The sequence below is a fragment of the Streptomyces cyaneofuscatus genome, from assembly GCF_033109485.1.
Taxonomy (GTDB): Bacteria; Actinomycetota; Actinomycetes; order Streptomycetales; family Streptomycetaceae; genus Streptomyces; species Streptomyces cyaneofuscatus.
Map to the genome: position 1 here is coordinate 2,612,672 of NZ_CP137002.1, position 12,839 is coordinate 2,625,510.

Below are 12,839 nucleotides of genomic sequence, written 5' to 3' on the forward strand. Positions count from 1 at the left end.
TCGGCCAGGGCTTGTCCGGACCGGCCGGGGTTCGGACGGGGTCCGGCCGGGGTTCGGCCGGATTCCCGTCAGCGCCGGGGGGAGAGCGGGCTCGCCAGGTCGTTGGTCGGGGCGGGCTGCGCCGGTGCCGAGGGCGCCGGCGGGGTGAGCGCCTTCGCCGTCGAGCCGCTGCCCAGCACGGCCGCGAGCAGCGGTGTGGAGCCACCGGCCGGGCGTATCAGCGGCGGCACGGACACGTTCAGCGCGGGGAACGTGAAGGGGTGTCCGCCCAGGGCCGAGGTGGAGAACAGCGGCGGGGCCGTCGTCTGCGGCCGCGGGGACAGCGGTGGCTTCACCACGGGAGCGGCGGATGCCGGGGGTGCGGTGAGCGCGGGCGAGGGCCGGTGCGCACCGGTCGAGGACACATCGGCCGACCGGTTGACGGCGAGGCGGTCGCCGCCCACCGACTGGGCGCCGCCGCGGCGGCTGACCGCCGTCTCGGAGCCCCCGGCGCGGGTCTCCGCGTCGAGCGGCGTCACGCTGTTGCCGCTGCCCTCGGCGCGCAGGAGGGGGTCAGGGCCTGAGTCCAGCGGCAGGGTGCCGCCGAGCGCGATGGCCGCCAGGGACACGGCGCCGGCCGCGGCGAAGGCGAAGCGCCGGCCGCGCCAGGGCGAGCGTTCGGCGTCCCGGGCCACCTCGTGGATGCGGAAGGCGGAGCGGGATCCGCCGGGGAGGACCGCCGTGGAGCCGTGGGCCGCGGGGAAGTACCCGAAGTCGTCCAGCGGGGCGGGGGACGCGGCGGAGTCGCGGCGGGTGGCGCCGGAGGGCCGCAGCGGGGGGAAGAACTCGTCGGCGAACGGACCGCCGGAGCCGAACGGTCTGCCGGCGCCGGTGTCGTCGCCGCCAGGACCCCCGGGAAGGCCCTGCAGGCGGGCCAGGAACCCCTCGGAGGGCGAGGGTGCGGCCGACATGGCGAAGGCGTTCTTGAGGCGGCGCTGGGCGTCGGCCTCGACCTTGCACCGGGAGCAGGTCGCCAGATGGGCCAGCACCCGCTCGCGGGCGTCATGATTCAGCTCGCCGTCGACCAGCGCGGCGAGCCGGTCCCCCAGGTGCGCTTCGGCAGGGGTGGGACCGGTCGGACCTGTGCCGCTCACGCCGTTCCGCCCTCCCCCGTGAGGACCGCGTCCGCCAGGGAGCGCTGCTCGGCGCGGGCTTCGGGCGAACGGTGCTTGAGCGCCTTGCGCAGGTGCGAGCGGCCGCGGTGGATGCGGCTGCGCACGGTGCCGAGCTTCACGCCGAGGGTGGCGGCGATCTCCTCGTAGCTGAGGCCCTCGATGTCGCAGAGGACGACGGCGGCGCGGAACTCGGGCGCGAGGGTGTCCAGCGCCTGCTGCACGTCGGCGTCGAAGTGGGTGTCGTTGAAGACCTGCTGCGGGGACGGCTCCCGGCTGGGCAGCCGCTCGGCCGCGTCGTCGCCGAGCGAGTCGAAGCGGATCCGCTGCTTGCGCCGGACCATGTCCAGGAAGAGATTGGTGGTGATGCGGTGCAGCCAGCCCTCGAAGGTGCCGGGCGTGTACGTCGACAGCGAGCGGAAGACTCTGACGAAGACCTCCTGCGTGAGGTCCTCGGCGTCGTGCTGGTTACCCGTCAGCCGGTAGGCAAGGCGGTACACGCGACCGCTGTGCGTGCTGACGATCTCTTCCCATGAGGGCGGGGTCCACGCCTGGTCCGCATCGGAGGCGAAGGTCGCGGTCGGTGCGGAGTTCTCGGAAGAACGGTCAGCAATGTTGGTCACGGATTTCGGCTCACCGGCCGACCTGAGAAGGCGCCGCAGCACCCCGCCCCGATCCACAGGCGCAGCCGCACCTCCCCTATCGGCTCTGGTGGTGTCCAGCGGAGCCCCTACCATAGCCACCTCGCCCGTTAGCTCCGGATAAGACTTTTCCCTGCTGGGGCCGGGCGTCGCCCGGAACGTCCTCGCAGCTCACCGGTCCGATCCGCGGGCCGGGACACTGCGCTTTCCCCACTCCTTGCACAACGCCCGGTCCCATCTGCGGGTTCCCGGGTCCAGCGGATACAGTCACCGTTGCGCCAACTACGGGGACAGGAGAGGGTCATTACCGCCAACCGGCAGACGAGCTGGAGCCTCGCCGACGCCTTTGTCGCCGAGGACGAAGCTCTGCACCGGGCCCGGGAGCACTCCCGTGAGCTGGGCATCCGCTCGGTCTCCCCGGGCACCGGCGCCGCGCTGCGCCTGCTGGCCGGCGCCGCGGATGCCAAAGCGGTGGCGGAAATCGGCACGGGCACGGGCGTGTCCGGCATCTATCTGCTGCACGGGATGCGTCCCGACGGCGTGCTGACCACGGTGGACCCGGAGCCCGAGCGCCAGCAGTTCGCCCGCGAGGCGTTCCGCGAGGCGGGCTTCGCCTCCAACCGGTCCCGCTTCATCCCCGGCCGCGCGCTGGACGTGCTGCCCCGGCTCGCGGACGGCGGTTACGACCTCGTCTTCTGCGACGGCGACCGGCTGGAGAGCCTGGACTGCCTCGCTGAATCGTTGCGCCTGCTGCGCCCCGGCGGGCTCGTCTGCTTCGAGGGCGTCTTCGCCGACGGCCGTACCGTCGACTCCGCCGCGCAGCCCGCCGAGGTGCTGCGGCTGCGGGAGCTGCTGCGCGCGGTGCGCGAGAGCCAGGAGCTGATGCCGACGCTGCTGCCGGTCGGCGACGGGCTGCTCTGCGCGGTCCGGCGCGGCTGACCCCGTACCCGTGGCAACGCCTGTGGACGCACCACTGCCCGGTACGGAGATCCGTACCGGGCAGTGGTGAAGGTGATGGGCGTTCCGCGTCAGCCGACGACCTTCTTCAGCGCGTCGCCGAGGGCATCGGCCTCGTCCGGAGTCAGCTCGACAACAAGCCGACCGCCGCCTTCGAGCGGAACGCGCATGACGATGCCCCGCCCCTCCTTTGTCACCTCGAGCGGGCCGTCGCCCGTCCGCGGCTTCATGGCCGCCATGCTCGTTCCCCTTCCTGAAACCAGCTCATCGCAACCGGCGGCCCCATGACAGGCGCTGCCTCACCGGCATCGAACACATTGCTTCTTCGCCATTATCCCGCATCAGGGACCCCGATGACCAACATCGCTTGCATCGCTTGCGCAACGCGCTCTCCCAAAACCGCCTAATTCGGCGATCCGGCTGCGATACTGCGCCGCCCCGGGCCCCCAGGTGAGAGCCAATTGTTAGACGCAGGTCACATCTACGCCCCGCGCCGCGTCGGCCATGCTTGCCTCCAGGGGCAACGATGCCCGAGCAGTGAGGGGATGGACAGCAATGGCCGACGAGCCGGCGAACACCGTGCTGTACGACGTCAGCGAGGGTCTCGCGACGATCACGATCAACCGACCCGACGCGATGAACGCCATGAACACCGCGGCGAAGGTCGCGCTCCGGGACTCCCTGCGGGCGGCGGCCGCGGACCCCGCCGTACGGGCGGTTCTGCTCACGGCCACCGGGCGCGCCTTCTGCGTCGGACAGGACCTGAAGGAGCATGTCGCCACGCTGACGGCGACGCGTGAGGCGGGCGACGGCAACGCGCTGAGCACCGTTCGGGAGCACTACAACCCGATCGTGCGGGCCATCACGGAGATGGCCAAGCCGGTCGTCGCCGGGGTGAACGGCGTCGCGGCCGGGGCCGGGTTCGGGTTCGCGCTGGCGGCCGACTACCGGGTGGTCGCCGAGACGGCCTCGTTCAACACCTCGTTCGCGGGCGTCGCCCTGACCGCCGACTCGGGCGTCTCCTGGACGCTGCCGCGGCTGATCGGCCCGAGCCGCGCCGCCGATCTGCTGTTCTTCCCGCGCTCGATCTCCGCGCAGGACGCCCTGGAGCTGGGCCTGGTCAACCGGGTGGTCCCGGCGGACAAGCTGGCCGAGGAGGCCGCGGCGGTGGCCCGGGCGCTGGCGGACGGTCCGACGGTGGCGTACGCGGCGCTGAAGGAGTCCCTGGCGTACGGCGCCGGGCACACGCTCGCCGAGACCCTGGAGAAGGAGGACGAACTCCAGACCCGGGCGGGCGCGTCGCAGGACCACACCATCGCGGTGGAGGCGTTCCTGAAGAAGGAGAAGCCGGTCTACCTGGGGCAGTAGCCGCTCACCCGACGGTGGCGCCGCCCCGGGCCACGCAGTCCGCGAGGTGGTCGTCGACGAGGCCGCACGCCTGCATCAGGGCGTAGGCGGTGGTCGGGCCGACGAAGCGGATCGAGCGCTTCTTCAGCTCCTTGGCGAGCGCGGTGGACTCCGGGGTGACGGCGGGGACATCGCCCAGCTCGCGCGGGGCGGTCCGGCCGGCCGGGTCGGGGGCGTAGGACCAGATCAGCTCGTCCAGCTCCCCGGCCGGCCAGTCGGCGAGCACCTTCGCGTTGGCGAGGGTGGCGTCGACCTTGGCCCGGTTGCGGATGATGCCGGGGTCGGCGAGGAGCCGCTCCCGGTCGGCGTCGGTGAACTTCGCGACCGCGGCGATCTCGAACCCGGCGAAGGCCGTACGGAAGGTCTCGCGGCGGCGCAGGATCGTCAGCCAGGAGAGCCCGGACTGGAACGCCTCCAGGCAGAGCCGCTCGAAGAGGGCGTCGTCCCCGTGGACCGGGCGGCCCCACTCGGTGTCGTGGTAGGTGAGGTAGTCCTCGGTGGACAGGCCCCAGGGGCAGCGAAGCCGACCGTCGGGGGCGGGCAGGGCTCCGCCGCTCATCGGCCGTCGTCCTCGCCGCGGGCCGGGCCGCCGGTCTGCCGGTCGCCGGGCCCGGTGGGCCGGTCCCCGGGCTGCTTGAAGAGGTCGGTCCCGGTCGTCACCGCGGACGCCTGCGCCCCGGCGAGGGCGGACTCCAGCTCCGCGATCCGGGCGTCCCGCTCGGCCAGCTCCGCGCCGAGCCGGGACAGCGCCTCGTCGACGTCCGCCATCCGGTACCCGCGGGCGGCCATCGGCAGGCGCAGCGCCTCGACGTCCGCCCGGCCGACCGGGCGGGTCGTGGGCAGGGGGTCGGTGAACCGCTGGGGCTCAACGTCCTGGAGCACGGCGCTCCCGCCACCGCCGACCACCGCGAGGGTGACCGCCGTGACGACCACGACCATCGTGAGCAGCAAGAACCAGAACACGCGCATCTCCCCGGGGGCGGAAACCTCGACCGGCTCCGATGGTGCCATGCGGCACGGACAGTCAGGGCCGGGACGTTAGGGTCGCAGGCGGGCTATCGAGGAGGAAACACGGGATGCGAAGCGGTGCACTCAGGCTGGGGCGGCGGGAATTCGGTCCGCACGAGCCGGTGATCATGGCGATCGTGAACCGGACCCCGGACTCCTTCTACGACCAGGGCGCCACCTTCAGGGACGAGCCGGCGCTCGCCCGGGTCGAGCAGGCGGTGGCCGAGGGTGCCGCGATCATCGACATCGGCGGGGTGAAGGCCGGGCCCGGCGAGGAGGTGAGCGCCGAGGAGGAGGCGCGCCGCACGGTCGGGTTCGTCGCCGAGGTCCGCCGCCGCCACCCGGATGTGGTGATCAGCGTGGACACCTGGCGGCACGATGTGGGCGAGGCGGTCTGCGAGGCCGGGGCGGACGTCCTGAACGACGCGTGGGGCGGGGTCGACCCGAAGCTGGCGGAGGTCGCCGCGCGGTACGGGGTGGGGCTCGTGTGCACGCACGCGGGGGGCGCGGAGCCGCGGACGCGGCCGCACCGGATCGCGTACGAGGATGTGATGGCGGACATCCTGCGGGTGACGGTGGGGCTGGCGGAGCGGGCGGTTCAGCTCGGGGTGCGGGCGGACGGGATCATGATCGATCCGGGGCACGACTTCGGTAAGAACACGCGGCACTCTCTTGAGGCGACGCGTCGTCTTGAGGAGATGGCGGAGACGGGGTGGCCGGTGCTGGTGTCGCTGTCCAACAAGGACTTCGTGGGCGAGACGCTGGACCGGCCGGTGAAGGAGCGGGTCATCGGGACGCTGGCGACGACGGCGGTGTCGGCGTGGCTGGGGGCGCGGGTGTACCGGGTGCACGAGGTGGCGGAGACGCGGCAGGTTCTGGACATGGTGGCGTCGATCGCCGGGCATCGGCCTCCGGCCGTGGCGCGGCGGGGGCTGGCGTAGCTCTGCCACCTGCCCGGCGGGCGGGGCCTGGGGCGCTGCCCCTGGGCCCCGCTCCTCAAGCGCCGGAGGGGCTGAGTTCGGCCGGACCGGGCGGAAAAGATGTCCTCAATCGCCGGACGGGCTTGAGTTGGCCGGACGGGCTCGAGCGGCTAGCGCCCGACCTCCTTCGTCACCAGGGTCACCGCTTCGTCCACGTCGTCCGTCACGTGGAAGAGCAGCAGGTCCTTCTCCGAGGCCTTGCCGCCCGCGACCACCGTTTCGCGGAGCCAGTCGACCAGGCCGCCCCAGTAGGCGGTGCCGAAGAGGACGATCGGGAAGCGGGTGACCTTGCCGGTCTGGACGAGGGTGAGCGCTTCGAAGAGCTCGTCCAGGGTGCCGAGGCCGCCGGGCAGGACCACGAAGCCCTGCGCGTACTTCACGAACATCGTCTTGCGGACGAAGAAGTAGCGGAAGTTGACGCCGATGTCGACGTGCGGGTTCAGCCCCGATTCGAACGGCAGCTCGATGCCGAGGCCGACCGAGACGCCCTTCGCCTCCCGGGCCCCCTTGTTGGCGGCCTCCATCGCGCCGGGGCCGCCACCGGTGATCACCGCGAAGCCCGCGTCGACCAGTGCCTTGCCGATCGCCACGCCTGCCTCGTACTCCGCCGATCCGGCCGGGGTCCGGGCCGAGCCGAAGACGCTGATCGCGCTCGGCAGCTCCGCGAGGGCGCCGAAGCCCTCGACGAACTCCGACTGGATGCGCATGACCCGCCAGGGGTCGGTGTGCACCCACTCGGAGTCGCCCTCGGAGTCCAGCAGCCGCTGATCGGTCGTGCCGGGCTGGACCTGCTCCCTGCGGCGGACCACCGGACCCAGCCACTGTTCCTCCGGGGCGACCGCGCCCTCGGGGACCTCCGCACCTTCAGGGATTCGTGCGTCCTCGGCGTTGCCCATGTTCCGCTCCCTCCACCGACCTGCGTCGTCCTGGGCCGGGCTGTGTCGTGCTGCGTCCGGCCAGCGTAGATCGATGGAGGTTACGTACGGGGGAATGCCGTGCGTCGGGCGGTCGGGAGGTCAGGCGGTCAGCCAGGCGCGGAGGCGGTCCTCGCAGTGGGTGATCTTCTCGACGACCACGTGCTCGTCGCGCTTGTGGGCGTACATCGGGTCGCCGGGGCCGTAGTTCACCGCGGGGACGCCGAGGCCGCCGAAGCGGGAGACGTCCGTCCAGCCGAACTTGGGCCGGGCGGTACCGCCGACCGCCTCCATGAAGGCCTTCGCGGCGGGGTGGGAGAGGCCGGGCATGGCCGCGCCGGAGTGGTCGTCGATGATCATCTCGGCCACCCCGCAGTCGGCGAAGACCTCGCGGACGTGGGCGATGGCCTCCTCCTCGGTGCGGTCGGGGGCGTACCGGTAGTTGACGACGACGGTGCAGGCGTCCGGGATGACGTTGGTGGCCACTCCGCCCTCGATGCCGACGGCGTTGAGCCCCTCGTGGTATTCGAGGCCGTCGATGACCGGGCGGCGGGGCTCGTACGCCGCCAGCTTCGCCAGGATCGGGGCGGCCGCGTGGACGGCGTTGGACCCCATCCAGCTCCGCGCCGAGTGCGCCCGCTCGCCCGCTGTACGGAGGTGGACCCGGAGCGTGCCCTGGCAGCCGCCCTCCACCTCGCCGTCGGAGGGCTCCAGGAGGACGGCGAAGTCTCCGGCGAGCCAGTCGGGGTGGGCGGTGGCGATGTGGCCGAGGCCGTTGAGGTCGGCGGCGACCTCTTCGTTGTCGTAGAAGATGAAGGTCAGGTCGCGGTTGGGCTCGGGGACCGTCGCGGCGATCCGGAGCTGGACGGCGACGCCGGCCTTCATGTCGGTGGTTCCGCAGCCCCAGAGGATGCCGTCCGCGTCGAGGCGGGAGGGGACGTTGTCGGCGATCGGCACGGTGTCGATGTGCCCGGCGAGGACGACACGCTCGGCGCGGCCGAGGTTCGTGCGGGCGACGACGTTGTTGCCGTGGCGGTCGACGGTGAGATGGGGCAGGCCGCGCAGCGCTGTCTCGATCGCGTCGGCGAGTGCCTTCTCCTCCCCGCTGACCGAGGGGATGTCGACGAGCCGGGCGGTGAGCGCCGGGCCGTCCAGGGTCAGGTCAAGCGTGCTGTCGGACATGGCCACGACCCTAGAGGACCGAGGTGAGGGGCTGGTAGCGCCCCTGGGGGGACCCGGGTACCGGTCCCGGAGGGCCTGGGTTTCGGCCCCGGGGGGCCTGGGCATCGGCGCCTCAGGACCCGGGCATCGGTCCCGGGGCACCTGGGTATCGGTCCCCGGCCGTACCCTCCAGTACGGTGGGCCCCGTGTCCCGGACAGCCAGCCCCGCCCGTCGCCGCCGCAGCCGCCTTCTCCGCTACGCGGCCGGCTTCACCGTGCTCGCCGCGCTGGGCGGTTATCTGGCCGTTCAGTACGACTCGTCCACCACCGAGTCCGCGCCACGCTGTGTGGTCCGGGCCTCCGAGGGGGACCACACCTACGAGATGAGCCTGCACCAGGCGGCGAACGCGGCGACGATCTCCGCCGTGGGAACCACTCGCGGGATGCCGGAGCGGGCGGTGACCATCGCGATCGCGACAGCGATCCAGGAGTCCACGCTCCGCAACATCGACTACGGGGACCGGGACTCGGTGGGCCTGTTCCAGCAGCGGCCCTCGCAGGGCTGGGGCACCGTCACGGAGATCATGGACCCGGTGTACTCGGCCGGGGAGTTCTACGACCACCTCGCCAAGGTGCCGGGCTACTCGCGGCTCCCGCTGACCGTGGCGGCGCAGCGTGTGCAGCGCAGCGGCTTCCCGCAGGCGTACGCGAAGCACGAGCCGGACGCCGCACTGCTGGCCGCCGCGCTGACCGGGCGCGAGCCCGCCTCGCTGAACTGCACGCCGCCGAAGAGGACCGCCGGGAGCCCGGGGGACGCGGCGCAGGTGCGGGCCGAGCTGATCCGCACTTTCGGCAAGGACGTCCTTCCCGCGACGAAGGCGGCGGGCGCGTCGGCCGCCGCCACCGTCTCGGTGCCCGTACCGGCGTCGGCCCGGGCCAAGGCGGAGGACCGCGCTCCGCAGCGCGGCTGGGAGCTGGCGCACTGGGCGGTGGCGCACTCCGACGAGCTGCTGATCGAGCGCGTGAGCTATGCCGACCGGGTCTGGGAAGCCGGTTCCGGCTGGCGGACGGAACGTACGAAGGGCAAGGAACCGGACACCACCGCCGTCGGAATCCGGGTCGCCCAGTAGTTCGGCCCGTCACCCGTACGGACCCTGGTGCCTGCCGCTCCGGGGTTCCCGGGGCACCTTTTCGCCGGTCCGTTCATCCCGCACTGATTCCCTTGCCGTTCAAGGGAAGTGACGGTTCATCGAACGGCTTCGGAATGGATCGTTTGCCCGGGTTCCTCCACTGCGGATTATCGGACGCATTGCTTACTCTTTACCTTTGCTCGCCGCAACTTTCCCTCCCCTCGGCCCTGTTGTCAGTGCGTCCGGCTCACCGGATCCGGATCACTGACCATCCCGTCGAAGGAGCACCATGTCCCTCCCCCTGACCCGTCGGATCGCTCGTACCGCGCTGCTGATCGCCGCGGGTGCGGCCCCCGTGGTCGGTGCGGCCGGCGCCGCGAGCGCCGCAGAGCTCCCGCAGACCCCGGACCTCGGCGGTCTGACCGCGCTGGACGGTGCCGGTCTCGGCAACACCGTGGACAGCGCCGCCCAGCAGGGCACCCAGGCCGCCGGTGACACCGGCGGCCGTCTCGTCGGCACCGCCCTCCCGGCCGCGGGCCGGACCGTCGGCCAGACCGCCAAGGTCGCCGCCCCGGCCGTCCAGGACACCGCGGGCCAGACCGCGGGCAGCGCGGGCGAGGCCGTCGGCGGCATCGCCGGTGCCGCCGGCGGCGGCCTGCCGACCGACGCGCTCGCGGGCGGCCTGCCCACCGGTGGCCTGCCGCTGGGCGGTCTGCCGATCGGCTGACCCACCGCCGTACGCCGTACGTGCGAGAGGGGCCCGGGGAGTGCGCACTCCCCGGGCCCCTCTCGCACGTGTACGTCAGGACAGGCGCTTGACCGCCGCCGCGACCCGCTCGTCGGTCGCGGTGAACGCCACCCGGACGAAGCGCTCGCCCGCCGGGCCGTAGAAGTCGCCGGGCGCCACCAGGATGCCCAGCTCCGCGAGGTACGCCACGGTGTCCCAGCAGGGCTCGTCGCGGGTCGCCCAGAGGTAGAGGCTCGCCTCGCTGTGCTCGATGCGGAAGCCGTGCGCCTCCAGGGCGGCGCGCAGGGCCAGCCGGCGGTCCGCGTACCGGGCGCGCTGCTCGGCCACGTGCACGTCGTCGCCGAGGGCGGCGACGGTGGCGGCCTGGACGGGCGCGGCCGTCATCATCCCGCCGTGCTTGCGGATCAGCAGCAGCTCGCCGAGGACGGCCGCGTCGCCCGCGATGAAGGCGGCGCGGTAGCCGGCCAGGTTGGAGCGCTTGGAGAGCGAGTGGACGGCCACGATGCCGTCGTAGTGGCCGCCGCAGACGTCCGGGTGGAGCACGGAGACCGGCTCGGCGCCCCAGCCCAGCTCCAGGTAGCACTCGTCGCTGAAGACGAGGACGCCGTGCTCGCGCGCCCAGGCGACGATCCGGGTCAGCTCGTCCTGGGACAGCACCTTGCCGGTCGGGTTGGACGGCGAGTTGAGCCAGAGCAGCTTCAGCCCGGCCGGGTCCAGCTCGGTCGGGTCGTCGTAGACGACGGGCTCCGCGCCGCAGAGCCGGGCGCCGACCTCGTACGTCGGGTAGGCGAGCCGCGGGTAGGCGACCTTGTCGCCCGGGCCGAGCCCGAGCTGCGTCGGCAGCCAGGCCACCAGCTCCTTGGAGCCGACGACGGGCAGCACGTTGGCGTGGGTCACCCCGACCGCGCCGAGGCGGCCCTCCACCCAGGCGGTGAGCGCGTCGCGCAGGGCCTCGGTGCCCCACACCGTCGGATAGCCGGGGCTGTCGGCGGCGGCGACGAGCGCCCGCCGGATCACCTCGGGCACCGGGTCGACCGGCGTACCGACGGAGAGGTCCACGATGCCGTCCGGGTGGGCCTGGGCCGTCGTCTTGTACGGCGTGAGCCTGTCCCAGGGGAAGACCGGGAGGCGGGAGGAGACTGCGGACACGGGACTCTGCTTTCTCGGGTTGCTCAGGCCGTTCCCGGCCGTACGGAAAAACGCCTCGGTCCCGCACGGTGACAAGCCGTACGGGACCGGGCTGCGCACAGGGTGCCGCTGCCGCTTACTGGTTCTGCGGCGGCAGTCCGGCGACGAACGCGTGGTCGCGCTCGATGAGACCGAGCTTCGAAGCACCACCCGGGGAGCCGAGGTCGTCGAAGAACTCGACGTTCGCCTTGTAGTAGTCCTTCCACTCCTCCGGAGTGTCGTCCTCGTAGAAGATGGCCTCGACCGGGCAGACCGGCTCACAGGCTCCGCAGTCGACGCATTCGTCCGGGTGGATGTACAAGGACCGCTGGCCCTCGTAGATGCAGTCGACGGGGCACTCTTCGATGCAGGCCTTGTCCTTCACGTCGACACAAGGCTGCGCGATGACGTAGGTCACGCTGTCGTTCCTCCTCGGTAGGGCGTTGGCTCTCGCGCGGGAGCGCGGCGTCGTCGATGCCCGCCCCTAGTATCTCCGTTCTCGGGCACGATCCGAACAGGAGGGGCGGACTGAGCTGTGGAATTCACCATGGGCGGACGGCTGGAGGTCCGCATCACACCGGCTGACGTGGGCAAACGCGTCTCCGTGCGGCGGCGCTCCGCGGGGGGCGGCGCGGGCGTGGAGTTCACCGATACGGTCGGTGTTCTCACATCATGGGACGACGGTGTGGTGGCGATCACACCGAAGAGCGGGGAGTCCGTCCACATCGTGGAATCCGCCCTGGTGGCGGGTAAGGTCGTCCCCGCCGCCCCGGCCCGCAGGAGGGGCCCGGCGGCCTCCTTCGCCGAGCTGGCGGCCGTCACCGCCCGCGCCTGGCAGCCGGTGGAGAGCGAGCCGCTGGGCGAGTGGCGGCTGCGCGCCGCCGGCGGTTTCACCCGGCGCGCCAACTCCGCGCTGCCGCTCGGCGATCCGGGTCTGCCGCTCGGCGAGGCGTTCGGGCGGGTCGAGCGGTGGTACGAGGAGCGGGGCCTGCCCCCGTACATCCAGACGGCGACCGGGGCCGAGGGAACGCAGGAGACCCTCTGCGCGGAGCTGGAGCGGCACGGCTGGCGGCGCGAGGTCACCGCGGAGGTGCGGATCGCCGCGCTGGCGCCGGTCGGTGACCTGGACGCGGAGGTGTCGGCGGTGCGGCTGAGCCGTGCGCCGGACGAGGCGTGGCTCTCCCGCTACCAGCGCTTCTCCACCCCCGGCCCGCATGTGCTGCGGGTGCTGGGCGGCGGCCCGTCGGTCTGGTTCGCCACGGTGGCCGACGACGAGGACGAGGGCCGGGGCGGGGCTCCTGCGGCCATCGGTCGGTGCGTCGTGGACGGGCGGTGGGCCGGGTTCATGGCCGTCGAGGTCGCCCCCGAGCACCGGCGGCGCGGGCTGGCCACCTCGGTGATGGCGACCCTGGCCCGGCAGGCCCTGGAGGAGGGCGCCTCGGCGGCCTGGCTCCAGGTGGAGGAGGACAATGAAGGGGCGCGGGCGCTGTACGACGGCATGGGGTTCGCGGCGCACCACCGCTACCACCACTTCCGGCCCGCGTAGCGGAGTCCGGACCCGCCGGCCGGGCGGGG

Annotated in this window: 15 protein-coding genes; 6 read left to right on the plus strand and 9 right to left on the minus strand. The window is 72.8% G+C overall.

Annotation, left to right across the window (positions count from 1 at the left end):
- Window positions 1-68: 68 nt before the first annotated feature.
- Together R2B67_RS10945 and sigE are read right to left on the minus strand one after the other, a co-directional pair.
- Window positions 69-1,133 (minus strand): anti-sigma factor family protein, encoded by a 1,065-nt coding sequence (locus R2B67_RS10945; protein WP_317817552.1) that lies wholly within the window; start codon window positions 1,131-1,133, stop codon window positions 69-71.
- The gene (sigE, locus tag R2B67_RS10950; protein WP_199784463.1) at window positions 1,130-1,888 is read right to left on the minus strand and encodes an RNA polymerase sigma factor SigE; all 759 of its coding nucleotides are present in this window, start codon (window positions 1,886-1,888) and stop codon (window positions 1,130-1,132) included. The genes R2B67_RS10945 and sigE overlap by 4 nt, the downstream gene beginning before the upstream one ends.
- 177 nt (window positions 1,889-2,065) lie before the next feature.
- Here sigE and R2B67_RS10955 point away from each other — a divergent pair, with 177 nt between their 5' ends.
- The gene (locus R2B67_RS10955; RefSeq protein WP_317817554.1) at window positions 2,066-2,731 is read left to right on the plus strand and encodes an O-methyltransferase; all 666 of its coding nucleotides are present in this window, start codon (window positions 2,066-2,068) and stop codon (window positions 2,729-2,731) included.
- Between the two features lie 89 nt (window positions 2,732-2,820).
- Here the strand turns inward: R2B67_RS10955 and R2B67_RS10960 are convergent, their stop codons facing one another.
- Complete coding sequence (locus tag R2B67_RS10960) at window positions 2,821-2,988, minus strand: DUF3117 domain-containing protein (protein WP_003966491.1); 168 nt, start codon at window positions 2,986-2,988, stop codon at window positions 2,821-2,823.
- Window positions 2,989-3,304: 316 nt separating this feature from the next.
- Here R2B67_RS10960 and chcB point away from each other — a divergent pair, with 316 nt between their 5' ends.
- On the plus strand, window positions 3,305-4,117 hold the full coding sequence (gene chcB, locus R2B67_RS10965) for a 2-cyclohexenylcarbonyl CoA isomerase (RefSeq protein WP_317817555.1): 813 nt from the start codon (window positions 3,305-3,307) through the stop codon (window positions 4,115-4,117).
- Between the two features lie 4 nt (window positions 4,118-4,121).
- Here the strand turns inward: chcB and R2B67_RS10970 are convergent, their stop codons facing one another.
- Window positions 4,122-4,715, minus strand: coding sequence for a DNA-3-methyladenine glycosylase I (locus tag R2B67_RS10970; protein WP_018510152.1), 594 nt, complete (start codon window positions 4,713-4,715; stop codon window positions 4,122-4,124).
- Entirely contained in the window at window positions 4,712-5,167 is a 456-nt protein-coding gene (locus tag R2B67_RS10975) for a cell division protein DivIVA (RefSeq protein ID WP_076965822.1), read from the minus strand. Before R2B67_RS10975 ends, R2B67_RS10970 begins: the two co-directional genes overlap by 4 nt.
- 65 nt (window positions 5,168-5,232) lie before the next feature.
- On the opposite strand from R2B67_RS10975, the gene folP reads away from it, so the two are divergent.
- Complete coding sequence (gene folP / locus R2B67_RS10980) at window positions 5,233-6,105, plus strand: dihydropteroate synthase (protein ID WP_317817557.1); 873 nt, start codon at window positions 5,233-5,235, stop codon at window positions 6,103-6,105.
- 149 nt (window positions 6,106-6,254) lie between these two features.
- Here the strand turns inward: folP and R2B67_RS10985 are convergent, their stop codons facing one another.
- Window positions 6,255-7,040 (minus strand): LOG family protein, encoded by a 786-nt coding sequence (locus R2B67_RS10985; RefSeq protein ID WP_076965821.1) that lies wholly within the window; start codon window positions 7,038-7,040, stop codon window positions 6,255-6,257.
- A 120-nt stretch (window positions 7,041-7,160) separates the two neighbouring features.
- Window positions 7,161-8,240 (minus strand): succinyl-diaminopimelate desuccinylase, encoded by a 1,080-nt coding sequence (gene dapE, locus R2B67_RS10990; RefSeq protein WP_237327803.1) that lies wholly within the window; start codon window positions 8,238-8,240, stop codon window positions 7,161-7,163.
- A gap of 185 nt (window positions 8,241-8,425) precedes the next feature.
- On the opposite strand from dapE, the gene R2B67_RS10995 reads away from it, so the two are divergent.
- Together R2B67_RS10995 and R2B67_RS11000 are read left to right on the plus strand one after the other, a co-directional pair.
- On the plus strand, window positions 8,426-9,349 hold the full coding sequence (locus R2B67_RS10995) for a hypothetical protein (protein ID WP_317817558.1): 924 nt from the start codon (window positions 8,426-8,428) through the stop codon (window positions 9,347-9,349).
- Window positions 9,350-9,638: 289 nt separating this feature from the next.
- A complete protein-coding gene (locus R2B67_RS11000; protein ID WP_317817559.1) occupies window positions 9,639-10,076 on the plus strand; it encodes an ATP-binding protein in 438 nt (145 codons plus the stop codon).
- A gap of 75 nt (window positions 10,077-10,151) precedes the next feature.
- Here R2B67_RS11000 and dapC read toward each other — a convergent pair whose 3' ends face one another.
- Both dapC and fdxA read right to left on the minus strand, forming a co-directional pair.
- Window positions 10,152-11,246, minus strand: coding sequence for a succinyldiaminopimelate transaminase (dapC, locus tag R2B67_RS11005; protein WP_317817560.1), 1,095 nt, complete (start codon window positions 11,244-11,246; stop codon window positions 10,152-10,154).
- A gap of 115 nt (window positions 11,247-11,361) precedes the next feature.
- Window positions 11,362-11,682 (minus strand): ferredoxin, encoded by a 321-nt coding sequence (fdxA, locus tag R2B67_RS11010; RefSeq protein ID WP_003966501.1) that lies wholly within the window; start codon window positions 11,680-11,682, stop codon window positions 11,362-11,364.
- 117 nt (window positions 11,683-11,799) lie between these two features.
- Here fdxA and R2B67_RS11015 point away from each other — a divergent pair, with 117 nt between their 5' ends.
- On the plus strand, window positions 11,800-12,810 hold the full coding sequence (locus R2B67_RS11015) for a GNAT family N-acetyltransferase (protein ID WP_317817563.1): 1,011 nt from the start codon (window positions 11,800-11,802) through the stop codon (window positions 12,808-12,810).
- Window positions 12,811-12,839 lie beyond the last annotated feature (29 nt).